The organism is Enterococcus sp. AZ126, from assembly GCF_051714545.1.
Lineage (GTDB): Bacteria > Bacillota > Bacilli > Lactobacillales > Enterococcaceae > Enterococcus_L.
Map to the genome: position 1 here is coordinate 2535207 of NZ_JBIOSB010000001.1, position 24695 is coordinate 2559901.

General features: G+C 36.7%; 18 protein-coding genes. 15 read left to right on the plus strand and 3 right to left on the minus strand.

The window, feature by feature from the left end; translation table 11 throughout:
* Positions 1 to 284 precede the first annotated feature (284 nt).
* The 8 genes from IGI43_RS11970 (at position 285) to IGI43_RS12005 (ending at position 9966) form a co-directional block, all read left to right on the plus strand.
* On the plus strand, positions 285 to 1934 hold the full coding sequence (locus tag IGI43_RS11970; RefSeq protein WP_438758015.1) for a putative polysaccharide biosynthesis protein: 1650 nt from the start codon (positions 285 to 287) through the stop codon (positions 1932 to 1934).
* 173 nt (positions 1935 to 2107) lie between these two features.
* Entirely contained in the window at positions 2108 to 2830 is a 723-nt protein-coding gene (locus tag IGI43_RS11975) for a pseudouridine synthase (protein WP_438758016.1), read from the plus strand.
* Between the two features lie 123 nt (positions 2831 to 2953).
* Complete coding sequence (locus IGI43_RS11980) at positions 2954 to 3841, plus strand: ABC transporter ATP-binding protein (protein ID WP_438758017.1); 888 nt, start codon at positions 2954 to 2956, stop codon at positions 3839 to 3841.
* Entirely contained in the window at positions 3838 to 4659 is an 822-nt protein-coding gene (locus IGI43_RS11985; RefSeq protein ID WP_438758018.1) for an ABC transporter permease subunit, read from the plus strand. Before IGI43_RS11980 ends, IGI43_RS11985 begins: the two co-directional genes overlap by 4 nt.
* Positions 4659 to 5297, plus strand: coding sequence for a TetR/AcrR family transcriptional regulator (locus IGI43_RS11990; RefSeq protein ID WP_438758019.1), 639 nt, complete (start codon positions 4659 to 4661; stop codon positions 5295 to 5297). The genes IGI43_RS11985 and IGI43_RS11990 overlap by 1 nt, the downstream gene beginning before the upstream one ends.
* 349 nt (positions 5298 to 5646) lie before the next feature.
* The gene (locus tag IGI43_RS11995; protein ID WP_438758020.1) at positions 5647 to 7080 is read left to right on the plus strand and encodes a 6-phospho-beta-glucosidase; all 1434 of its coding nucleotides are present in this window, start codon (positions 5647 to 5649) and stop codon (positions 7078 to 7080) included.
* 34 nt (positions 7081 to 7114) lie between these two features.
* Positions 7115 to 7951 (plus strand): BglG family transcription antiterminator LicT, encoded by an 837-nt coding sequence (gene licT, locus IGI43_RS12000; RefSeq protein ID WP_438758021.1) that lies wholly within the window; start codon positions 7115 to 7117, stop codon positions 7949 to 7951.
* Between the two features lie 95 nt (positions 7952 to 8046).
* Positions 8047 to 9966: a beta-glucoside-specific PTS transporter subunit IIABC gene (locus IGI43_RS12005; protein ID WP_438758022.1), complete on the plus strand. Its 1920-nt coding sequence runs from the start codon at positions 8047 to 8049 to the stop codon at positions 9964 to 9966.
* Between the two features lie 207 nt (positions 9967 to 10173).
* On the opposite strand, the gene IGI43_RS12010 is transcribed toward IGI43_RS12005, so the two are convergent.
* Entirely contained in the window at positions 10174 to 11001 is an 828-nt protein-coding gene (locus IGI43_RS12010) for an NAD(P)H-hydrate dehydratase (protein ID WP_438758023.1), read from the minus strand.
* Between the two features lie 149 nt (positions 11002 to 11150).
* On the opposite strand from IGI43_RS12010, the gene pepV reads away from it, so the two are divergent.
* The 5 genes from pepV to IGI43_RS12035 all read left to right on the plus strand — a co-directional run bounded on the left by pepV (position 11151) and on the right by IGI43_RS12035 (position 17252).
* Complete coding sequence (gene pepV / locus IGI43_RS12015) at positions 11151 to 12566, plus strand: dipeptidase PepV (protein WP_438758024.1); 1416 nt, start codon at positions 11151 to 11153, stop codon at positions 12564 to 12566.
* A 570-nt stretch (positions 12567 to 13136) separates the two neighbouring features.
* A complete protein-coding gene (locus IGI43_RS12020; protein ID WP_438758025.1) occupies positions 13137 to 13295 on the plus strand; it encodes an AAA family ATPase in 159 nt (52 codons plus the stop codon).
* A gap of 453 nt (positions 13296 to 13748) precedes the next feature.
* Positions 13749 to 14579, plus strand: a complete 831-nt coding sequence (locus IGI43_RS12025) for an ATP-dependent nuclease (protein ID WP_438758854.1) — start codon at positions 13749 to 13751, stop codon at positions 14577 to 14579.
* Positions 14580 to 14782: 203 nt separating this feature from the next.
* Positions 14783 to 15733 (plus strand): ABC transporter ATP-binding protein, encoded by a 951-nt coding sequence (locus IGI43_RS12030; protein WP_438758026.1) that lies wholly within the window; start codon positions 14783 to 14785, stop codon positions 15731 to 15733.
* 1 nt (position 15734) lies between these two features.
* Positions 15735 to 17252: an ABC transporter permease/substrate-binding protein gene (locus tag IGI43_RS12035; RefSeq protein WP_438758027.1), complete on the plus strand. Its 1518-nt coding sequence runs from the start codon at positions 15735 to 15737 to the stop codon at positions 17250 to 17252.
* A gap of 1051 nt (positions 17253 to 18303) precedes the next feature.
* Here the strand turns inward: IGI43_RS12035 and IGI43_RS12040 are convergent.
* Together IGI43_RS12040 and IGI43_RS12045 are read right to left on the minus strand one after the other, a co-directional pair.
* Complete coding sequence (locus IGI43_RS12040; protein ID WP_438758028.1) at positions 18304 to 19287, minus strand: LacI family DNA-binding transcriptional regulator; 984 nt, start codon at positions 19285 to 19287, stop codon at positions 18304 to 18306.
* A gap of 13 nt (positions 19288 to 19300) precedes the next feature.
* Positions 19301 to 20782 (minus strand): sucrose-6-phosphate hydrolase, encoded by a 1482-nt coding sequence (locus IGI43_RS12045; protein WP_438758029.1) that lies wholly within the window; start codon positions 20780 to 20782, stop codon positions 19301 to 19303.
* 249 nt (positions 20783 to 21031) lie between these two features.
* Between IGI43_RS12045 and IGI43_RS12050 the strand changes: the two genes are divergently transcribed.
* Both IGI43_RS12050 and IGI43_RS12055 read left to right on the plus strand, forming a co-directional pair.
* Positions 21032 to 22993: a sucrose-specific PTS transporter subunit IIBC gene (locus IGI43_RS12050; protein ID WP_438758030.1), complete on the plus strand. Its 1962-nt coding sequence runs from the start codon at positions 21032 to 21034 to the stop codon at positions 22991 to 22993.
* Positions 22983 to 24596 carry a glycoside hydrolase family 13 protein gene (locus IGI43_RS12055; protein ID WP_438758031.1) on the plus strand — a complete coding sequence of 538 codons (1614 nt, stop codon included), beginning with the start codon at positions 22983 to 22985 and terminating at the stop codon, positions 24594 to 24596. Before IGI43_RS12050 ends, IGI43_RS12055 begins: the two co-directional genes overlap by 11 nt.
* Positions 24597 to 24695 lie beyond the last annotated feature (99 nt).

Here is a 24695-nt window from a genome sequence, read left to right on the forward strand (position 1 = left end):
AAAATAACAAATGAATAATAAACATATTATAGTGAATTGTTAAAAAATATGTAAATACAAACGGATATCTGGTATTTTTTATCCGAAATATAAATAAAAAAGAAATAGTTATAAATGAGGGTACTATTTGCTTTTTGGATATTTTAGAAAGGAATACGACCGTTTTTTTACAAAATCTGTGAGGAAAATATAAATAAGTTAATTTATTCGAGAAAGTCGTTGCATATACTTGATTTAACAATTAAAATAAAGGAAGCATGTTCAAAGAAAGATGGAGGAGTTAAATGATAAATCAACCAAATCCTGCTGATCAACCGATCTTGACCAATCAAGAGAAAATGGTTAAAGGATCGGCTTGGATGACAGCTAGTAATATAATTTCTCGTTTGTTGGGTGCGGTATATATTATCCCATGGTATGCATGGATGGGAGAACACGCCAATGAAGCAAATAGCTTATCTTCAATGGGGTATACCGTATACGCTCTCTTTTTATTAATATCTACAGCAGGAATTCCTGCCGCTATCGCTAAACAGACCTCTTATTATAATTCATTGAATGAATATAAGCTCAGCCGACAGCTTTTTTACAAAGCTCTTCAATTGATGGCAGTCTTAGGAGCAATTTTTGCTATCGTGATGTATTTAGCTTCGCCGCTTTTGGCAAAATGGTCTGGCGGGGGAGAGGAACTGATTCCAACGATGAGGTCGCTGAGTTTAGCTGTTCTAATTTTCCCATGTATGAGTGTAGTTAGAGGGTATTTCCAAGGGAATCAAGATATGATGCCATATGCTTTGTCACAAATTGTTGAACAAGTTGCTCGTGTGTTCTATATGCTGTTGACCGCTTTTATCATCATGAAGGTGATTGATGGTAATTACGTCGATGCAGTAACACAATCAACATTGGCAGCATTTGTAGGAATGTTGGCGAGTCTTGTTGTTTTATTTTACTATTTCCATAAACAAAAACCAATGTTTGATTATCTTGCATCACATAGCGCTAATGAACATCAAGCATCAACGCGGGATTTATTGACCGAGACATTAAAAGAAGCCTTGCCATTCATCATTGTAGGTTCTGGTGTGACTGTCTTTAAATTAGTCGATCAATTTACATTTTCTAATTTTATGGGTACATTTACTACGTATTCAGGTAGTCAATTACGAACACTTTTTGCGATTTTTAATGCAAATCCAGATAAGCTAACAATGGTCGTGATTGCTTTAGCAACATCAATATCCGCTACGGGTTTACCGTTGATCACGGAAGCAATCACTTTGAAAAAATACCGAGATTTATCAAAATTAATCAGTAATAACTTGCAGTTATTTATGTTTGTGATGTTACCAGCAACATTTGGTATGATCGTTTTAGCAAAACCACTTTATACAATGTTTTATGCACCAGATGCTTTAGGTGTATCGCTCTTGATCCAAGCATGTTTGGCAGGCTTATTTATGGGACTGTATATGTTATCGTCAACCATGTTGATGGGAATGTATGAGAACAAAGCTGCAATTAAGTATTTTGGATTAGGATTGGTCTTGAAACTGGTCGTTCAGTATCCAAGCATACGACTTTTCGAAGTATACGGTCCAATGATTGCCACAATGATTGGATTTACGTTATCCTGTGTGCTGATCATGAGAAAAATCAAAAAAGTCAGTCATTTTAACTTTGGATTGACTTTCCGACGTGGCTTATTGATTTTCTTGATCACCTTAGTTATGGTGGTTGCAGCGATTGTTATGAGGCAATTCTTGTACCTATTCTTAGATCCAACCCGTAAATTCCAATCATTTATGATTATCATAATCGTAGCAGCATTTGGTGGAGCTGTTTACGGATATATCACACTAAAATTACGCTTAGTAGATAAGCTATTAGGAGCACGAGTAGGGAATATTCGTCGTAAGTTGAAAATAAAATAGAACAAATCAAGTAGCGGGACAGAATGTTCCGCTTTTACTATATCTAGCTTCACAGGCTTGTTCTTCAGAAAAAAGATGAATGAGGAAAGAGGTAAAAAGCCCCTCAGTCCTAATTCCCTATTTTTCATATAGAACAGGACGAGCCTGTTCCGCTTTTAAATTGGGAGGATCATATGCGTTTAGATAAATTTCTTGCAGAAACAGGAGTCGGTAGTCGTAAGGAAGCAAAGCAATTGCTGAAAAAGGGCTTGGTAACGGTAAATGATCAAATCGTCAAAGATGGTAAAACACAGATCGATGAAAAACAAGCGATCATTAAGTTTGCTGGAGAACAATTGATCTATCAAAAATATTATTATTATATGCTGCATAAACCGAATGGCGTGATTTCAGCAACAGAAGATAAATGGGATCAAACGGTCATCGACTTACTGAAAGATGAAGATTATCGTGAAGATTTATTTCCAGTTGGTCGATTAGATAAAGATACAGAAGGGTTACTGTTATTGACAAATGATGGTCAGCTTGCACATCAATTATTATCACCCAAAAAGCATGTTGATAAAGAATATTTTGCAAAAGTTCAAGGAATCGTGACGGAAGAAGACGTTCGTCATTTTGCAGCAGGATTTGCTCTAACAAATAAGGAGCAAGTCAAACCAAGTCAGTTAATGATTGAATCCGCGGATGAAACAAATGAAATCTCAGAAATTCGCCTGATTATTCAAGAAGGAAAATTTCATCAAGTCAAACGCATGTTTGAAGCAGTCGGTAAAAAAGTTGTTTACCTGAAACGATTGCGGATGGGAAATTTATGGTTAGATGAAGAACTAGCTTTAGGAGAATATCGAATTTTGACTGAAGAAGAGCATGAAAAATTGAAGAAAAATCAATAAGAAAATGGAATGGAAGCTATTGTTTTTTTTAAACCAAGGTTTCCGTTACATTTTCTTTGACTCTTCAGTCAAGATAGCGATATACTTTGATTGACTAACTAGTCAATGAGGAGGAAGCGTACAATGAATGCCATTGAACTTAAAGGATTGACCAAATTATATAAAAAACAGCCAGCCATCGATCAAGTAGATCTTTCAGTAGAAAAAGGCGAAATCTACGGTTTTATCGGTCCAAATGGTGCTGGGAAATCAACAACGATCAAAGCGATGTTGAATTTTATTTACCCAGATCAAGGAACCGCTTCTTTACTTGGTTTGGATAGTATTAAAGATGCTAAAGAAATTCGCAAACGAACGGGTTATGTCTCAAGTGATGTCCGCTTTTATCCAAACATGACAACGGTTGAGGTGCTTAAATATGTGGCAGAATTTCATCAGTTAAAAGACAGTAAAAAGCAAATCGATTATTTTATCGAGTTATTCGATATCGATGCTCAGAAAAAAATGTCCGATTTGTCTTTAGGGAACAAAAAGAAAATCGCCATCACTGCAGGAATTTTACCAAATCCGGAGTTGTTGATTTTAGATGAACCGACGAATGGCTTGGATCCCCTAATGCAACATCGTTTATTTGAAGAGTTGGAAAAGTACAATAAAAAAGGCATGACGATCTTTTTGTCCAGTCATGATTTAAATGAGGTCCAACAACACGCACACCGAGCAGCGTTTATTCGACAAGGAAAAATTATTACGGTTCAAGATATTACAAAAGAAAAATCATTAGGCAAAGTCATTACATTGATTGGCGATCATATCCCGCTTTCGATAGTTGAAAAAATGGGTGCGGCTATTTTAAAACATCAAGGGAACGAAACACGTTTATTATATGAAGGAAACCTACAGGAGATATTACCGTTATTAGGAGATTCCTCAATTCAAGATTTTACAATCACAAATCCTGAATTGGAAGATCAGTTTATGGCATTGTATGAAGGAGGGGATGGAAAATGATTACAGCTAAAATTGAAAGTAAGTCTTTGGTAAAAGGATTGATCATTTGGACTATTTTATTTGCTGTTATTATTTTTGGCTTTAGTGCGGTGTATCCTCAGATGCACAGTTCAGCGATGGAAGATCTTTTAGGTGCGAAACTAGATGGGCTATCTCCGTCCTTATTAAAAACATTTAATATTAGCGTAAATGGACAAACAAGCTTTTTAGTCGCAACTGGTTTCTTCGGTTATTATTTTCAATATATGTTTTTGGCAGCATCAATTTATGCTATGATGCTCGGTAGTCAAGCGCTGATTAAAGAAGAGACAGATGGTACGATTGAGTTTTTATACGCGCAACCAGTAACACGTAGAGAAATCATTACGAGCAAATTTGCAGGAAATTTATTTATTTTAGCGATATTCTGGTTGATTTCATTGGGTGTTTCGGTGGGCTCCACATTACTTTATCGTCAGTCGACGGATTCAGCGGCGACGATCACTAGAGAAATTAGTAAGATATTTATGCAAGAAAGTTTGATTTTGCTATTTTTCCTAACGCTGGGCTTTTTTGTTTCAACCTTTTTAAAATCTAGTAAACAAAGTACCAGTATTTCTTTAGGTATTGTTTTTGGTTTTTATTTGATTGGGGTTTTTTCCGATTTGAATGACTCGTTTAGCTGGGCCAAAAATATTTCTCCCACACATATGGGCATTCCAGGTAACTTGTTGGATAAGGGATTATCCGCTGGCAATGTTATTTTATTAAGCATCCTGATTGCTTTATTCCTAGGCGGAACGTATATGGTTTATCAACGGAAGGATTTGAAGGTTTAGTGAAAGAAATCAACATCGATCGACAAAAATACGAACGAATTTTACAGGCGGCACTAAAGCAATTCGCAACGTTTGGTTACCAAAAGACAAATACAGACGATATAGCGCGTGATGCAGAGGTTTCTAAAGGATTGATCTTCCATTATTTTGGTAAAAAACAAGTGTTGTATGAGCGTACGATCAGTAGTGTGATTGATTTTCTAAATGAACGATCAAACAATTTATTTACAAAGAAATATACGGACTTGGTAGAAGTCGTTGTCGTATCGACTCGGTATAAAATGAAATTAGAACAGCAATATCCTGATCATGTTCATTTACTAATTGCAGCGTATGCGCAAAAACATAGCTTACCTAAGGAAATTCAAGCAAAGTTAGCAAAATATTTGGATGAAAATATGAAAATCGTACATCAGTTTTTGACTGATATTGTAATGAAGTTACCGATCAAAAAAGAGATTGCACATCAAGATGTTGTTCAGCTAGTATTGGGTGTTTTTAATCAAATTTCTGTGGAGAGCGTGCAGTTTTTGAAAGCTCATCCAGAAGTGACAGAGGTCAAACAGATGCAGTTTCTAGCAGAACGAGCAGAGATTTATATGAAGATTTTACAGACAGGATTTTTAAAAAATGAATAAGATAAGTCGACATCATCAAATAGAAAAAATAAACGTGTTTAACTTAAAAAGGAACCTAAAAGGATTATTATTTGTATAGGCTTGCTAATTTGCCTTGCATGGCTTATCGCCCAGCTTTTTTCCGATAGTGAATGAAAAACGGTGCAATAAAACCAATGCCAAACTGCAATTGCCAGAAAGTTTATTTTATGATAAGATGTAAGTGCTTTAATAAGGGAATAAAATGGCATAGTGATTGTTTATATAAATAAAACAAGCTAGACCCATTTGTCAACGAACAACGTGAGAGAGACACGTTTGTTTAGTTGTACAAGTGAGTCTTTTTTCTATGCACTAAGGAGGCCGAATAATGGGATTATCAAAGAATTTTTTATGGGGCGGTGCTACAGCTGCAAATCAGGTGGAAGGAGGCTATAATGAAGGCAATCGTGGGTTAGCTAATGTAGATTTACTACCTTTTGGATCTGATCGCGATGCAGTAATGAGTGGGGAACAGAAAAGTTTGTCCTTTGAAGATGGATATTATTATCCAGCGCAAAAAGGCATTGATATGTATCATCGTTTCAAAGAAGATATTGCGTTATTTGCTGAAATGGGCTTTAAAGTCTATCGCTTTTCGATTGCTTGGACACGGATTTTTCCAAAAGGGGACGAAGCTGTTCCAAATGAAGAAGGCTTGGCATTTTATGAAGCGATGATTGATGAGTGCTTGAAGTATGGCATTCAGCCATTGGTGACAATCTGTCATTTTGACTGTCCTATTCATTTAGTAGAAAAATTTGGCGGATGGAAAAATCGAAAGATGATCGATTATTATGTTCGCTATGCTGAGACGTTATTTACTCGTTTCAAAGGCAAGGTTCGTTATTGGATCACATTTAATGAAATAAATATGCTCTTGCATGCGCCTTTTATGGCAGCGGGATTAGTTTTTGAACCAAGAGAAGATCGTGAGCAAGTGAAATATACGGCAGCGCATTATGAGCTTGTGGCAAGTGCAAAAGCAATAGCTATAGCGAAACAAATAGATCCTGAAAATAAGATTGGCTGTATGTTAGCAGCAGGAGATAATTATCCTAATACGCCTAATCCAACTGACGTCTTAGCAGCCAAAATGGTTGATCGTGAAAGTTTCTTTTTCACAGATGTTCAAGTACGCGGTTATTATCCTGCTTATGCTTTAAAAACCCTGTCACAACAGAATATCCAATTGGATCTAACAGAAGAAGATACGAAATGCTTAGCTGCACATACAGTGGACTACTTGGCATTTTCTTATTACTCTTCCTCTGTAGCCAGTGGTGACCCAAAAGTCAATGAATTACGGGAAGGAAACTTGTTTCCTACGTTAAAAAACCCTTATTTGGAAGCAAGCGAATGGGGATGGCAAATCGATCCAGTAGGACTCAGAGTTACGATGAATACTTTATACGACCGCTACCAATGTCCGCTGTTTATTGTAGAAAATGGGTTAGGTGCCATCGATGAGCCTAATGAACAAGGAATCGTGACAGATACGTATCGAATTGATTATCTATCGCAACATATTAAAGAGATGATGAAAGCAGTCGAATTAGATGGTGTTGAATTGCTGGGCTATACAACATGGGGATGCATTGACCTGATCAGCGCAAGCACGGGTGAAATGAAAAAACGATACGGTTTTATTTACGTGGATGCTAATAATCAAGGTCAAGGCTCGTTTGATCGTATTAAAAAGCAGTCTTTTGAGTGGTATCGTCAGGTCATTACTACCAATGGTGAGTGTCTAAAAAATAGCTAGTTAAGGGATAACAACTAAACGAGAGGAGAAAACGGTGAAAATCAAACGATTATTTAATAATAATGCTGCATTGACTGTGGATCAATCAGGTTCAGAAATCATTGTTTTAGGCAAAGGCATTGCGTTTCAAAAGAAACAAGGGGATGTGATCGAAGAGGAAAAGATCGAGAAAATTTTTCATTTATCCAATACGGACGCATTTCTAAAATTTCAGGAACTATTAACAGAAATCCCGCTTCCTTATATGGAATTAAGCGATGAGATTATCACGATGGCAAAATCCCAATTAGGAAAAAAATTAAATGATAGTATTTATGTTTCTCTAAGTGATCATTTGTATAATTCAATGAAACGTTTTAAAGAAGGTATCAGTATTAAAAACGCATTATTGTGGGATATTCGCCGTTTTTATCCAATCGAGTATAAAGTAGCTATGGAAGCATTGGGATTGATTCACGAACAATTTGATTTGCAACTGCCTGAAGATGAGGCTGGATTTATCGCGTTGCACTTTGTAAATGCAGAAGACTTGGAAGAAAATCAAGACTCCTATCAGGTAACAAAAATAATGCAGGAAATCAGTAATATTGTCCGTTATTATTTCCAGATAGAGTTTGATGAGGAATCAGTTTACTACTATCGATTCGTCTCACATCTCAAATTTTTTGCGCAACGTTTGACTAGTAATAAACTACACAGTGACAAGTATGAAGAAGGATTGCTGGACGTAGTGAAGATTCGTTTTCAAAGTGCTTTTCGATGTGTTGAAAAAATTAGTGAACACATCGAACGTAATTATCAGTATACGTTGACCGATGAAGAAAAATTGTATTTAACGATCCACATTCATCGTGTTGTTTATAAAGATTAATTTAATGAGAAGGAGGAGCAAGAAACACAGTTCTTTTGGATAGTGACATTCAGTTGGCTAGACCTTCATTTTATATAATAATGGAGGAAAAAAACATGGGAAAATATCAACAATTAGCAGAAACAATCGTCACCGAAGTAGGTGGGAAAGAAAATATTATTAGTTTAACACATTGTGTGACACGTCTTCGTTTTAAATTGAAAGACGAAAGCAAAGCAAACGATGAAACAATCAAACAATTGGAGGGTGTCGTCACAGTAATGAAAAGTGGCGGCCAATATCAAGTAGTGATAGGTAATCATGTATCTGACGTATATGAAGACGTTATACCGTTGATTGGGGAAGTGAACGCTACGGCGCAAACGGACACAGGGAAAAAAGAATCATTATTTGATCGTTTCATCAATGTTATTTCAGGAATCTTCCAACCTGTACTAGGACTGATGTCTGCGGCAGGTATGCTAAAGGGACTAAATATTTTGTTTAGCATTTTAGGTCTATATTCTGAAACGAGTGGGGTTTACATTTTTTTAGCAGGTATCTCAGACGCATTATTTATGTATTTACCAGTGATTTTAGGGTATACTGCTGCAAAAAAATTCAATTTGAAACCACTCATGGGTGTATTATTGGGCTTAGCATTATGCTATCCAGCTTTGCAATTATCGACATTATCTGAGGTCGGAAAACCGTTGTATACGTTATTTGAGGGGTCAATGTTTAGTTCGCCTGTGTATTTGGATATTTTTGGTATTCCATTGATCAGTGTCGACTATACATCAACAGTGATTCCTGTTATTTTGATCGTCTATTTTGCCTCTTTCTGCCAACGTCTATTTGATCGGGTGATCCCGGATGTTGTCAAATTCTTTATTGCACCTATGTTGACGATGGTCGTGGCTTTGACGATTGGTTTCTTGGTGATTGGCCCAATCGCTACTTTTGGATCAAACTTGATTGCTGAAGGTGTACTAGCTGTACGTAATTTTAGTCCGATGCTCTCTGGCGCTTTGGTCGGTTTTTTCTGGCAAATACTTGTTATATTCGGGTTACACTGGGGGATCATCCCAATTTATGTGAACAATATTGCAACTTTAGGCTACGATAATGTAATGATGCCCTTTTTTGCAGCTACTTTTGCTCAGACGGCAGTCGTATTCGCTATGATGTTGAAGACCAAAGATAAACAATTAAAAAGAATGGCTTTTCCATCTGTGATTTCAGGGATTTTTGGTATTACTGAACCAGCAATTTATGGAATCACATTACCGCGAAAAACGCCTTTTATCATAAGCTGTATCGCATCAGGAGTTGCTGGAGCGTACTATGGTTTTGCTAACTTACGTGAATATATATTTGGTGGAATGGGGATTTTTGAGTTTCCAGCAATGATCAATCCTGAAACACACGGTATGGGAGATATTGTGGTTGGGGTGATTGGCTTGGCCATTGCGATTCCAATTGCTTTGATTTTAACGTTTATTTTTTATAAAGATCCAGAAGAAGTACACGAAGTAACAGCGGTACAAGATAACGCTGGGGCTGTTGAAACAACAATCAAACAGACAACAGTCTTTAGTCCGTTGACTGGAACCATTATTCCACAAGAAGAAATCAAAGATACTGCTTTCTCACAAGGATTACTGGGAAGTGGTGTAGGTATTTATCCGATGATAGGAGAAGTGGTAGCGCCTTTTGATGGAACCATTGTAACACTATTTCCGACTAAACATGCGTTAGGGATTGTTTCAGAAGAAGGGCTAGAATTATTGATCCATGTGGGGTTGGATACCGTCCAATTAGAAGGGAAATATTTTACTAGTCATATAGAACAAGGTCAGACTGTTAAAAAAGGACAAAAATTAGTGTCCTTTGATATTGCTGAAATCGAAGCAGCGGGCTTTAGTGTGGAAGTTCCGATCATTGTTACTAATACAGCGGACTATGAAGATATTGTTCTAACCACAGAAAAAGACCTTCAGCAGCAAGACTTTCTCTTATCTGCTTTGACCTAGTAAGGATAAGTTGAAAAGATAAATTTTTAATCAGTCGCTAAAGTGATTGGGTTGACCATGGATGATTACACTAATAATAGTTTAATATGTTCGAGGTTGAGGCAAACAGTTCATTTCTAAAAAGAGAACAGATCCGGTTTTGATACGTCAGGTCAAAATCGGGTCCGTTTTTTCTATGAAACACCAGAAAAGCATTGTCCAAGCCTCTCATTGTTCAAATTTTTTCATGTAATAAGGCAAATTCTTGCTAATTTCAGTTGGTAATACGACATACTGTTCTTTACCCAATTCTTCTCCAATTAAACTATGAAGATAAACCGCTGTACAAAGAGCCGCTTCTTTATCTTGAAATTGAGCTAGAAAACCAGTAATCATTCCAGCTAATGTATCACCCATTCCTCCAGTTGCCATAGCTGGAGTTCCTAGTGGATTTCTATATTGAAAAGAAGGAGTATAAATTTCTGTTCGATGGCTTTTTAAAACAATCGTTGCACCTAACAGCTTTTGTGCATTTTGATTGTTTACAACCGTTTGGGCAGTGATTTTGAGTCCGCTTAGACGTTCCCACTCCATTTGATGCGGCGTGAATACAACTTGTTGTGGATACTTCAAAGAATAATGATTTTGAGCAAATAATGTGATGGCAGACCCATCGATCACGAGCCACTGTGATGATTTTTGCTTTTGTAAGACGTTGTCTAAAATTTGCTGACTATGCGTAGCTAACCCTAAACCTGGTCCAATCAAAATCACATCCGCTGTATCGAGCAAATCATTGCATTCTTTGGTGAGCGTCCAATCAAGTACCATCGCCTCAGGTAAACGAGCATGAAGCGCCGTATGATTTTTTTCCGCAGTCACGACCGAAACCAAACCACTGCCTGCTTTGACACAAGCTTCAGCACTCATGATGATTGCTCCGCCATACAGGTTATTTCCGCCAATCAAAACAGAACGCCCAAAAGTTCCTTTGTGAGAATTTTGTGGACGAGTCTTGATCACAGCGGTCAACTCTTCTTGTGATAGTTCTTTCATCTGAGTCCCCTCCTTTAATGATTTAACTTTAGTATAAATCTATTTTGAATGAAGAGCAAAATACTACGGAAGATAGTTTTCACCTTTTTCTTTTAAGCCAGTTAGTGGTATGATGGAAAGGTAGAATAATGAATTGGAGTGACTAAAAAATGACAATTGATTGGCAAAAAGAAGTAGACGCGCGGAAAGATGCGCTATTAGAAGATTTACAAAATTTATTACGCATCAACAGTGAGCGTGATGATTCAAAAGTAACCCCTGACGCACCATTTGGACCTGGTCCGGTAGCAGGCTTAAAACATATGTTAGCGTATGGCGAACGTGATGGTTTTGTTGTGAAAAACGTGGATAACTATGCTGGACATATCGAATATGGGCAAGGCGATGAAACATTAGGCATTTTCGGACACATGGACGTTGTTCCTGCTGGTGACGGTTGGGATACGGATCCTTACGAGCCTGTCATCAAAGACGGTAAAATCTTTGCGCGTGGTTCAAGTGATGATAAAGGCCCAAGTATGGCGGCTTATTATGCATTAAGAATTATCAAAGATTTAGGGTTGCCATTATCTAAAAAAGTTCGTTTTGTTGTTGGTAGTGACGAAGAAAGCGGCTGGGGCGATATGGATTACTACTTCAAACATGAAGAAAAACCAGATTTTGGTTTCTCTCCAGATGCCGAATTCCCAATTATCAATGGTGAAAAAGGAAATGTCTCTTTATACGCTCGTTTTGGCGGATCAAGCGCAGGCGAGTATGATTTAGAAAGCTTTAATGCTGGTTTACGTGAAAACATGGTTCCAGGTACAGCAACTGCTGTGATCTCAGTTCCGACTGCCGAAGCGGCAGAAAAAATGCAAGGTGCATTTAGTGTTTTTGTGGATGAAGAACCAATTTCTGGGACCTTAGAAGCGAATGGTACATCCGTTACGATCCAAGTTATTGGGAAAGGTGCACACGGCGCTAGCCCACAATCTGGAATCAATGCGGCAACCTTCTTAGCAGTCTTCTTAAACAGCTATGCATTTGCTGGTGCAGCGAAAGAATTTATCCGAGTTGCAGCAACACTTGTTCATGAAGATTTCTATGGTGAAAAATTAGGTGTAGCCTTTGAAGATCCTAAAATGGGTAAATTAACAATGAACGCTGGTTTATTCGTCTTCAAGAAAGATGCTGAAGAAGGCAACTTTATGAGTTTGAATTTCCGTTACCCTAAAGGAACAACGGCCGCTGATCTAGAAGCGGGTGTGAATGCTACAGCAGGTGCGATCGGTGCAGAAATCGTCCAAGGAGGACGCAATCAAGAACCGCATTACGTGCCAGCAGATGATCCATTGGTTGAAACACTATTACAAGTTTACGAAGATCACACTGGTCAAAAAGGCCATGAACAAATCATCGGCGGTGGAACTTACGGACGTTTACTAAAACGTGGTGTGGCGTATGGCGCAATGTTCCCAGGTTACACAGATACAATGCACCAAGCCAATGAATTTATGGCATTGGATGATTTATTCCGTGCGACAGCTATTTATGCAGATGCGATTTACCGTTTGGCGAAATAATAAAAAATCATATTTATTTGGACTCAATCATGGTTTTTTTACATCGCTTTGAGTAAACGGGAAAAAATGAATAAAATGATGTTAAGTAGGGAACTTGACGGGACATTTCCATTAAAAATAGGAAATATCTCGTCAATTTTTTTATTTGATTACTCGGTTCCTTGATATTAAATATGTTGGAGGTTATTTTGTGTGTAATTCTTTGTAATAATGATGCTTTTTTATTTGGAATGGGATTTCCAGAATCATTGTTTTAGTTGTAAAGTTGTGTGAAGTATCACCTACATAGTTGTTTCTTTTAAAAATTAAAAAATTCATGATTTGCTTGAAATATATTAAACGAATATTTTGAAGGGACGCTTATTGTGAAATTTAACTTGGCAACTCGTGAAATGGAATTGAAGAATATAATTTTAAAATTGATACATAAAGGTTAACAAATTTTTCGAGCTAATATAGTTAGTATAATCTTATTGGGTATTTATTTATAATTGATATTGTGTTGGAATTTAATTTCAATATGTATTTTTTAGTTTATTAATTATAATTAGGTAGAAGGAGAGTAATACAATGCAATTAAGAGAACTGAAGATTAAAAATTTTGGATGTATTGGCGAGAATGAACTTATTATTAAGATTGATACAATTGTTGTTTTAATAGGCTCTAACAATGTTGGTAAGACAACTGTACTTGAGGCTTTTAGCAATAGATTCATTTCATCAATATGATAAAAATAATAGTATAGAAATTACTGGGAAATTCTCTGACATTACTGAGGATGATAAAATATTGATTGGAGAAAAATGGATACATGATGACACTGAGTATGGGGATTGCATAAAATACAGGTATATTTGGTTGACTCCTAATGCCAAAGGACAGAAACAGTTATAATAAGGAAAATAATGAATGGACGGATGGGACTCTAAAATACAAAGCTGTATACCAACATCATTGATAATTAATCCTTTGGACAATCCTGAGACTTTAGAAAAAACTATTATAGAGATTTTATCTTCAGCAGTTAAAGAGAGCTCAAAAATCTCTGGTTCGAAAATTAACGCATTAACAGATAGTCTTAATAAAACATTGCTGAAGAAATTCAAACGGAGATAAAATGCGAGCTAGATGAGGCTACAAGTGGGATTGAATTAAATATAAGGAGCATTTTTCCACATACTATTGAAGAACCCGAATCTTTTTTACATCCGCCAGCTATTAGGGAAGCAAGAGAGGCTTTGTATGATATAGCTAAGGCGGATAGTTGGCAAGTCATGATTACTACACATTCTCCAATATTTATTGATGTTTCTAAAGAACATACAACAATTATTAGAGTAGATAAAACAGAAACTGGTGAAACTAAAAAATTCTCTACAGAAATAGCTGAATTTAATGTAGAAGAACGTGAAAGACTAAAAATGATTAGAAATTGCAATCCAGAAGTTAATGAATTCTTTTTTGCTGATAAAATATTATTAGTTGAGGGTGAAACGGAATATTCTATTTTTAACGAATTAAAAAAAGATAATAGTGTCCACATAGTAAATTGCTTTGGTAAAGGTAATATTCTAACGTTTCAAAAAATACTAAATCATTTTGGTGTAACTTATATAGCTCTACACGATACTGATTGTCCTAAAGTTAAAAGAGTAGTAGACAAAAAAACTAAATGGTATAAAAATAGCGTTTGGACAATAAATGAGAAGATACTAGAAGAATCTTTAAAAAATGAGGGGAATATTATTTTAGCTAGTGTACCAGATTTAGAAATTAATTATTTTGGAAAACTACAAAAAGAAGATAAACCCTATCAAGCGATAAAAAAAATAAAAGATAAAGAATTTCAAAAAACGGATGCCTATTCTAAGTTAGTTCAAATCGCTAATGTAGAAGTGGAGTATTTCAAAAAAAACAAATTGAATTTAGAGTCTAAAGAGCAGTACAAAGAACAAGTAGAGGAATATGTTGAAAAACATGGACTAACTGATGAAAAGTGGATATTTGATTAAAAAAATGTAATTCATATAAGTAGCTTTTAGCAAAATAAAACTAAACCTTGACAGACAGTTGTCAGGTTTTTTTCTGTACAATAGAAACAAGTCGTTAGAAACATCGGACATTTTCAAGTATACTTATAAACATACTTAAAGATAATGAAAGATTACCTAAAAATAAATAGCATATGCATATAAGAAAAAAATGAGGTGAATAGATGATTAATTTTCAAAACGTATCAAAAAAATACAATGACCAATTAGTCTTAGAAGATTTCGACGTCTCGATTGAAGACGGTGAATTTTTTGTATTAGTCGGTCCAAGCGGCAGCGGGAAAACGACCACCTTAAAAATGATCAATCGTTTGATCGAACCAACAGATGGTGATATCTATTTTAACGAGCAAAGACTAATTGACTATAATCTAAAAGAGCTACGCTTAACGATCGGTTATGTCCTTCAACAAATTGCTCTTTTCCCAAATCTAACGGTTGCTGAAAACATTGAATTAATTCCAGAAATGAAACATTGGAGTAAAGCTAAAAGACGGGAAAGAACAGAAGAACTATTAAGAAAAGTCAGTTTATCACCCGAAGAATATCTACACCGAAAACCAGCTGAATTATCTGGGGGAGAGCAACAACGTATCGGAATTTTAAGAGCGATCGCAGCCAAACCAGATATCATTTTAATGGACGAACCATTCAGTGCATTAGATCCTATTTCTAAAGGTCAGCTGCAACAATTGATCAAAGAATTGCATAGAGAATTAGCTAGTACCGTCGTTTTCGTAACACATGACATGAATGAAGCGCTATTTTTGGGCGACAGAATTTGTGTTATGAAGGAGGGAAAAATTGTTCAAACGGACACACCCGAACAAATCAGAAGCAATCCAGTCAATGATTTTGTGGCACAATTTTTCCAACAAGATCATTCTAGTTTGGAAAATTATTGTGCAAAAGATTTGATAGAGTCTGGTTTTGTTGAAGACGGTCAAGTAGACAGCGAAATAAAGATCACCCTAGAAACGCCATTGCCGGCAATCATTCGTCTCCTTGTAGCTGGGGAAAAGGTCGTATTAACAGACGGAACCGGTCCAATCGGTGAAATTACGGATCGAACGATTTTACGTTTCTTAGAGACAAAGATAGAAGGTGATCAATAATATGGGAAAACTGATAGAAACATTCGTTGCCCGCAAAGAAGACTTTATTCAAGCGGTCGTAGAGCATATTCAATTATCGTTGCTGTCTCTATTGATTGCGATTCTTATAGCGATTCCATTAGCGATTTTATTGACGAATTATAAGAAAGCCGCTGAATTTGTATTGCAAATCACAGGTATTTTCCAAACAATACCGTCGTTAGCGCTACTTGGTTTATTGATTCCAGTGATCGGTATCGGCAGTCCCCCAGCAATCGTTGCCTTGGTGATTTATGCACTATTTCCGATTTTGCAAAATACCTACACAGGGTTGACTGAAATCGATCCTTCCTTAGAAGAAGCAGCCGAAGCATTTGGGATGAATAAACGAGAAAAACTAATCAAATTTGAACTACAATTAGCTTTACCTTATATCATTTCAGGGATTCGTACGGCGACAGTTATGATCATCGGAACAGCTACGCTTGCAGCTTTGATCGGTGCAGGAGGCCTCGGAACGTTCATCTTACTGGGAATCGACCGAAACAATGTCTACCTGATCTTGATCGGTGCCATATCTTCTGCTGTCTTGGCGGTCTTGTTTAACTTTGGGATTCATTTACTCGAAAAAGCTACAGTGAAACGCATCGTAGCGGCATTTATGGTCTTACTTGCGTTATTAGTGGGATCGTTTGTCTACACCCACCAAGAAGCAGAACAAAAAGAAATCACTGTTGCAGGGAAACTAGGTGCGGAACCGGATATCTTGATCAACATGTATAAACATTTGATTGAAGCAAATAGTGATATCCATGTAAACTTAAAATCAAATTTTGGGAAAACCAGTTTTCTATTTAATGCACTAAAATCTGGTGAAGTCGATGTCTATCCTGAATTTACTGGAACGGTTCTTGAAACATTTTTAAAGGACAATAAGAACACGTCGAAAGACCCAAGAGAAGTGTACGAATATGCACGAGATCAAATCAAAAAGCAAGAAAATATGGATTATCTAGAACCAATGCGTTATCAAAATACCTATGCTGTTGCGGTTAAACGATCATTTGCAAAAGAAAATGATTTGAAAACAATCGAAGATTTGAAAAAAGTTGAAAGCCAGTTGAAAGCTGGTTTTACGCTAGAATTTATTGACCGTGAAGATGGCTATAAAGGGTTACAAAAATTATATAATCTGAATTTAGATGTGAAGTCGATGGAGCCTTCTTTACGTTACCAAGCAATCAACAATGATGATGTCAATGTGGTGGATGCTTATTCGACAGATAGTGAATTGAAGCAGTATGATTTGGTGATTTTAGAAGATAATAAACAACTATTTCCACCTTATCAAGGAGCGCCATTGCTGAAAGCTGAAACGCTTGAGAAATATCCAGAATTAAAAGAATTATTACAGCCTTTAGTTGGTAAGATCACGGAAGAAGAAATGAGTGAGATGAATTACCAAGTCAACGTTGAGCAAAAAGATCCAGCGACCGTTGCACATGATTATTTGGTGGAGCATAAGATGTTGGAAAAATAGTAGTTGATAAATGAACAGGTAAAACGAGGAAGATGGATCGCTATCTTCCTTGTTTTACCTGTTCGGACTATCATAAGTTATTTTTTGTATGCTTTATAAGGTATAATAAAAAAGAAGGTAATCATTATTCATTATGATTACAAAAAAAGCCAGTGCGGATACACTGACTATGTTGAGTTTTGACTAAAGCTCGATAGTTTGTTGCAACGCCACTATCTTACTTTAGCGGGTCAGATAGTGGTCTTTTTTTACCTAAAAATCAAAGTGATAAAAAGTTTAATCCCTTCGACAATATAGTAAGCCACCAATGTAACAACTATTTTCGAAGCGATATCTTTTAACAAATCTTTCAAGGACCGCTTTTCCTATAAAATAAAGTAGTACAAAAGCGATAAAGACATATCTTTATGGCATCAACTCCTTTTTCAGAGCCTCAGCCGTTATTCAACTATTTATAGTATATCAAAGATTGTAGCGGTAATGTATTAAATGTTTTACAAAAATCAGTATGATAAGTTGCTTTTCAGAGACTTTATAAGGTATAATTGATGAGAAAGTAATCGATAATCATTACGATTACAAAAAAGTCAGTGCTGATAACACTGACTCTTTAGTTGAATATTGACTAAAGATTGATAAGACGAATTGCCACTATCTTACTTTAGTTGAGCAGATAGTGGTCTTTTTTTACTCAAAAATCAAAGTGATAAAAAATTTAACCACTTCGACAATATAGTAAGCCACCAGTGTGACGACTATTTTCGAAGCGATATCTTTTAACAAATCTTTCAAGGACCGCTTTTCCTATAAAATAAAGCAGTACGAAAGCGATAAAGACATATCTTTATGGCATCAACTCCTTCTTCAGAGCCTCAGCCGTTATTCAACTATTTATAGTGTGTCAAATATTATATCGATAATGTATTAAATATTTAATAAAAAAACGCACAAAGAGCATCAAGTCTGTTTTTCTTTCAACAGATTTGATGCTCTTTAACTTTTTAACCAGCTTTATCACAGCAGATAAAAGAACCACCTTCAATCCAAACGATTACGTTGTTTGCCCCTGAATTAATTTTACAGGCAACAGATAATTCTTCTCCAATTTTTTTTCAGGATTTTGTATCCTCTGCAATAACAGATCAACTAAAATATCCGCATAATCAGCCATCGGTTGAGCAATCGTCGATAATTGAGGAAAATAATTTTGAACGAATTTTGTCCCGTCATAGCCAATGATCTTGAGCTGTTCAGGTACGTTTATCTGTAATTGCTGGCATTGATTATAGGCAAGAATAGCGGTTAGATCATCTGTACAAAATAAACTGTCAATGTCTTCTGTCTCTAAAATATGCTTGATCTCTAAGTTTTTTAGCGTCGTTGATCGAGCCGTCGTTTGAATATGAAAAATTTTAGGTTCCAATTCATGTTCTTCTAAAAATTTTAAATACCCGTTTAAACGAAAATTTGTTGGGGAGTTCGATTCATGTGAACCTGTCAGGATCGCAATTTTTCTTGCTCCTCTAACGTATAAGGTCTCGGTCGCTAAATACCCACCTTGGAAATTGTCACTGCCGATAATGGGAATAGTATTCCCTAAAAATCGGTCAAAAGAAACAATCGGAAGTTCAACATCCTCATATTCAGTGATTCCTAAGTTGTGGGCACCAGCAATAATGCCATCAACTTTGTTTGCTGCAAGCATATTTATATAATGACGTTCTTTTTCCTTATTATTGGCACTATCACACAAAATGACCCGATACCCCAAATCAAAGAGTTTTTGCTCGATTCTTTCCACCAACTCACCAAAAAACGGGTTCGCAACAGTTGGGAAAATAAGCCCGATTAATTGTGTGTTTTTTCCTTGTAGTGAACGAGCTAAAGAGTTTGGTTGGTAATTAAGCTCTTTCATCGCACGATTTACCTTATCAATTGTCTTTTTGCTTAATGAGCCGTAATTATTAATAACACGGGAAACAGTCGTAGGAGAAACACCAGCTTTTTTTGCTACATCTGTTAATTTGACGACCATACAATTCCATCCTTTATCGGTTAGTTTTCCGCAGTTGCCAAAATTGTCCTTGATAGTCTCCGTCACACGTTAAATGAAATCCTGTGTGTCCTTTTTCTGGGAATACTCGCATGGTTGCCACTTTTTCACCATCGTTGATGAAAAGTTCAACAACGGAAGAATCGACAAAAATTTGTAAATTCAATGGTCTTTGCTCGATAGAAAATGATCGTATAACGCCATATTCTTCTCCAAAAGGAACACCAGCATGACTGCGGTCTATTGTCATTTTACCACGTTGGGAATCAAAATGAATCGTTAATCCTTGATTCTGTTCTTTATCTGCATATAAGGTAAGTGTTCCAGTGGATAGGGAATGAAAGGATAGTGCTAATTCATATTGATTTGTTGTCGTCTCATGAAAAGAATCCTTGCTGTTATCAAAATAAACCGCTTCGTCGATGCGTAGTTGCTTCATCTCTTCAACAGGACGTTGATATAATTTTTTATCCGTTACAATCAATTCCTTCACGATGCTTAAACAATGTGCCCATTCTTCTTGATCAGTGGGATAATCGATTTCAGGTAAACCAATCCAGCTGATCGATAATAAACGCTCGTCGGGTGCTTTAAATGCTTGTGTAGCGTAAACGTCAAAGCCTTCATCTAAGTTTTTCAAGCTAGAAGGATTTGTTAAACTGTTTGATTCAGACTGATAAGAGTCGCCAATGATATACATATTTGGATAGATATTTTGGTAAGGGCAAATATCAGGATCTAACCCTTGTGGACAAAAAATAAGTAGAGCAAATTCTTCCGTTAAAAGTAAATTGGGGCATTCGATCATAAACCCCATGTCCTGATCAGTAAACCCTAATTCACCTATACATTGCCAAGAAAGTAAGTCAGAACTTTGGTAGGTTAGAATTTTTCCTTTTTCTGCTTCATTTTGCGCTCCGATGGTCATTAGATAGCCAGACTTATAACGAAAGACCTGAGGATCTCTGAACTCAGACGTATAGCCGACTGGCGGTGCAGTAATAAGCGGTTGTTCGATTTTTTTAATGCTACCTGATTTATCCATCCAGGCGCCTAATTGATAAGAATGACGAGTCCAATCATCATCACGAACGTTACCTGTATAAGCAAGAAATAACTGATCAGAAATCGGCAGAGCAGTTCCTGAATAAACGCCATGGCTATCGTATAGGCTATCTGGGAATACTTTTGTTCCCTCTTCCTTCCAATCAATCAAATTATCAGAGGTCATGTGGTACCAAGATTTTATCCCATGAACTGGGCCCATTGGATAAGATTGATAAAAAACGTGCCACTGATCATTGAAAAATGAAAAACCGTTTGGATCGTTTAGCAACCCTGTAGCAGGTTGAATATGATAGCCTAAACGCCAAGTTGAGATGTCGATCTTCTGTTTTAGTGAGGCAAGGTGTTCAGGTCCCCATTCTTGATAAGGCTGATAACGTTCTTCTTTAGACCAAACTTTTTTTACGGACATATATATTCTCCTCGTAAGCGTATTCTCAGATATAGTGTAACTATTTTTTATTTAAATGTCAAACGTATGACAATTCAAGCGTTTTAATTTTATTTTCATTTGTTTGGTTATGATTAAAATTGATATACGTTTGACAATCGGTTGAAATCATGGCATACTTTGTAGGTGAAAAAGCGATTACATTTTTTGAAACACAGAATAGTTTCTTCTATTTCAGTAGCGCTTAAATGACAATTAGGGGGAAAGAAGATGGATTACAAAAAAGTAGCAAAGGAAATCAACGAAGCACTTGGTGAAGACAATATTCAAGCGGCCGCGCATTGTGCAACTCGTCTAAGGCTCGTTCTAAAGGATTCAAGTAAAGTGGATCAGAAAGCTTTAGATAATAATGAGGCTGTGAAAGGAACGTTTGAAGCCAATGACCAATTCCAAATTATCATCGGTGCTGGAGATGTAAATAATGTGTACGATGAACTTATAAAAATCACCAATGTTAAAGAAGCATCTACAGCTGACCTAAAAGCAGTCGCATCGAATGGTAAAAAAAATAATCCCATTATGGCCTTTATTAAGGTATTATCTGATATTTTTGTTCCGATTGTCCCAGCATTAGTTGCGGGTGGATTATTAATGGCTTTAAACAATGTATTGACTGCTCAGGATTTATTTGGTCCTCAATCAGTCGTGGAACTATTTCCGAATGTAAAAGACTTTGCGAGTATCATCAATCTATTAGCGTCTGCTCCATTTGCTTTCCTACCGATCTTGGTCGGTTTTTCTGCTACTAAGCGCTTTGGTGGAAATCCTTATTTAGGGGCTGCAATGGCAATGGCGATGGTTATGCCTGATTTAGTTAATGGCTATGGTGTGGCAAATGCAATCGCAGATGGAAGTATGCCGTATTGGCATATTTTTGGAATGGATGTTGCACAAGCCGGCTATCAAGGTTCCGTATTGCCTGTATTAGCGGTTTCGTGGCTTTTAGCGTCTTTAGAAAAATTTTTCCACAAACGGATTCCCAATGCATTTGATTTTACATTTACACCTATGCTGGCGATCATTATTACTGGATTTTTAACATTTATTGTTGTGGGTCCAATGATGAGAATTGTATCAGATGGTCTGACGAATGGGCTTGTTTGGTTGTATGATACAACAGGAGCAGTCGGCTTAGGAGTGTTCGGTCTATTTTATTCACCCATTGTAATCACTGGATTGCATCAAAGCTTCCCAGCTATTGAAACGACTCTGTTAGCAGATGTCGCACGAACTGGCGGATCATTTATTTTCCCAGTCGCGTCTATGGCCAATGTGGGTCAAGGAGGAGCGACGCTTGCGATCATGTTATTAACAAAAAATAAAAAGCAAAAAAGCTTAGCAACATCAGCAAGTATTTCTGCTATGCTAGGCATTACTGAACCGGCGATTTTCGGGGTCAATTTAAAGCTTAAATTTCCATTTATTTGTGGAATGATTGCGTCAGCTGTAGCCTGTTTATTTATCGGTGCTTTCCATGTACTTTCAGTAGCGATGGGACCAGCAAGTGTCATCGGATTTATTTCGATTGCACCAAAATCGATTTCATATTTCATGATCGGTATTGTTATCAGTATCTGTGTAGGCTTCGTGACAACTTATGTATACGGAAAACGTCATATGGCCATTTTTGTAGACGAAGATGAAACAGCTGGAGAAGTTGCCGTTGAAATCAACGAAGATCCTGAAGCAGGTGTGACAGCTGTCCAAGATGAAGTATTGGTTTCGCCTGTAAGTGGTACACCTATTTCCTTGAAAAAAGTAAATGATCCTGTATTTGCACAAGAAATGATGGGAAAAGGGATTGCAGTGATTCCTGAAAAAGGTATTATTTATGCACCTGCTGATGGAGAATTGACTGTTGTTTATGATTCAAAGCATGCCTATGGACTTAGAACAACAAATGGCGCAGAGGTATTGATCCATATCGGAATCGATACAGTTCAATTAAAAGGCGAAGGTTTTGAAACAAATAGAAAATACGGTGAATTAGTAAAAAAAGGTGATATTTTAGGTACAGTTGATTTAGAGAAAATCAAAGAGGCTGGTTTAGATAGCACCGTAATGATGATTATTACAAATACGGATGACTACGCTGCTGTAGAAGCGATTGATCTACCAAAAGTGGATGGAGGCCAAGCTCTATTGGCGATAAGTGCACATTATGAAAACTAATTGGTGGAAAAAAGCAACGATTTACCAAATCTATCCACGTAGCTTTCAAGATACAAATGCTGATGGTATCGGGGACTTAAAAGGGATCATTCAGCGTTTGGACTATCTGTCCCTTTTAGGGATAGAGGCCATTTGGCTGAGTCCTGTTTACCAATCGCCCAATGAAGATAATGGCTATGATATTAGTGATTATGAAGCAATTGGCTCAGAATATGGCACCATGGAAGATATGGATAATCTAATCGCTGAAGCACAGAAAAGAAAAATCAAGATTATTATGGATCTGGTCGTAAATCATACGTCATCAGAACATCCGTGGTTTCAGTCAGCACTTCAAAATCCTACGAGTGAGTATCATGATTTTTATATCTGGAGAAAAGGAAATGAAAGTGAAAAACCGAATGAACTTCAATCAAATTTTGGTGGTTCTGCGTGGACCTTTGTTCCAGCACTAGGGGAATATTATTTTCATTTACATGCAAAAGAACAGCCAGATTTAAATTGGGAAAACCCTGTGATGCGTCAAGAAATTTATCGTATGATGAATTATTGGATTGAAAAAGGGGTTGGCGGCTTTCGCTTAGATGTCATTGATTTGATTGGAAAAGAACCTGATCAGTTGATTACTAAAAACGGACCAAAGCTACATGAACTACTACAAGAAATGAATCGAAATACGTTTGGAGAATATGATTTAGTTACAGTCGGTGAAACCTGGGGGGCAACACCAGAAATCGCTCAGCTTTATTCCGATGAGAGCAGAGAAGAGCTATCAATGGTTTTTCAGTTTGAACATATCAATTTAGACAAGCAGGCAGGCAAAAGAAAATGGGATATCAAAAAATTAGATCCTAAAGAGTTGCATCAAGTGTTTTCTAAGTGGCAAACGGAATTAGCGGGGAAAGGGTGGAACTCACTGTTCTGGAATAATCATGATCTACCTCGAATCATCTCTCGTTGGGGAGAGGATCAGAAGTATCGAGTGATTAGTGGAAAAATGCTGGCTATCTATCTGTACTTCCTTCAAGGAACACCTTACATTTATCAGGGAGAAGAGATTGGCATGATCAACTACCCGATTAAAACGATCGATGAAGTTGATGATATCGAGAGTCGTAGAATGTATGATGAACGTATCAATTCAGGTTATACGAAAGAAGAAATTATAACATCGATCAATGCAAAAGGGCGGGATAACGCACGTCATCCGATGCAGTGGGATGATTCTGAACAAGCAGGTTTCACAAAGGGGATTCCATGGCTTCCAGTAGGGAACTCGAATGAAATCAATGTAGAAACGGCCTTAAATGATCCGAACTCTTTATTTTATACGTATCAAAAACTTATTCAGCTGCGTAAAGAAATGCCGATTATTATAGAAGGAACATTTGAAAGCATTCCAACTAATGATGCAACAGTTTTAGCCTATATTCGCGAGTATCAAGGTGAAAGAGTGCTCGTTGTCGTCAATTTCTCTGATCAACCAGCACATTTTGCTTTAGGAAAAATAGGAGTAATAAAAGAAATGATCATCCATAATGATGAAAAAGAGATCACAGATGAGCTACTAGCTTATGAAGCATATGCAGTCTATTTAAAGTAAGCAAAAGAGAAAAGCATATAGCCCAGAAAAATAGATGACCTCTACAAAGGATAGAAAAACGATTTTTGTAGAGAATATCTTATTTTTCTGGGCTGTTTT

What these genes read in the sequence shown, in the direction of transcription:
- IGI43_RS11970 (WP_438758015.1), top strand. Translation starts at nt 285, where the DNA reads ATGATAAATCAACCAAATCCTGCTGATCAACCGATCTTGACCAATCAA.
- IGI43_RS12005 (WP_438758022.1), top strand. Translation starts at nt 8,047, where the DNA reads ATGGGAAAATATCAACAATTAGCAGAAACAATCGTCACCGAAGTAGGT.
- IGI43_RS12020 (WP_438758025.1), top strand. Translation starts at nt 13,137, where the DNA reads ATGCAATTAAGAGAACTGAAGATTAAAAATTTTGGATGTATTGGCGAG.
- IGI43_RS11995 (WP_438758020.1), top strand. Translation starts at nt 5,647, where the DNA reads ATGGGATTATCAAAGAATTTTTTATGGGGCGGTGCTACAGCTGCAAAT.
- IGI43_RS12035 (WP_438758027.1), top strand. Translation starts at nt 15,735, where the DNA reads ATGGGAAAACTGATAGAAACATTCGTTGCCCGCAAAGAAGACTTTATT.
- IGI43_RS12045 (WP_438758029.1), bottom strand. Translation starts at nt 20,782, where the DNA reads ATGTCCGTAAAAAAAGTTTGGTCTAAAGAAGAACGTTATCAGCCTTAT.
- IGI43_RS12030 (WP_438758026.1), top strand. Translation starts at nt 14,783, where the DNA reads ATGATTAATTTTCAAAACGTATCAAAAAAATACAATGACCAATTAGTC.
- IGI43_RS12040 (WP_438758028.1), bottom strand. Translation starts at nt 19,287, where the DNA reads ATGGTCGTCAAATTAACAGATGTAGCAAAAAAAGCTGGTGTTTCTCCT.
- IGI43_RS12050 (WP_438758030.1), top strand. Translation starts at nt 21,032, where the DNA reads ATGGATTACAAAAAAGTAGCAAAGGAAATCAACGAAGCACTTGGTGAA.
- IGI43_RS11975 (WP_438758016.1), top strand. Translation starts at nt 2,108, where the DNA reads ATGCGTTTAGATAAATTTCTTGCAGAAACAGGAGTCGGTAGTCGTAAG.
- pepV (WP_438758024.1), top strand. Translation starts at nt 11,151, where the DNA reads ATGACAATTGATTGGCAAAAAGAAGTAGACGCGCGGAAAGATGCGCTA.
- IGI43_RS11980 (WP_438758017.1), top strand. Translation starts at nt 2,954, where the DNA reads ATGAATGCCATTGAACTTAAAGGATTGACCAAATTATATAAAAAACAG.
- IGI43_RS12055 (WP_438758031.1), top strand. Translation starts at nt 22,983, where the DNA reads ATGAAAACTAATTGGTGGAAAAAAGCAACGATTTACCAAATCTATCCA.
- IGI43_RS12010 (WP_438758023.1), bottom strand. Translation starts at nt 11,001, where the DNA reads ATGAAAGAACTATCACAAGAAGAGTTGACCGCTGTGATCAAGACTCGT.
- IGI43_RS11985 (WP_438758018.1), top strand. Translation starts at nt 3,838, where the DNA reads ATGATTACAGCTAAAATTGAAAGTAAGTCTTTGGTAAAAGGATTGATC.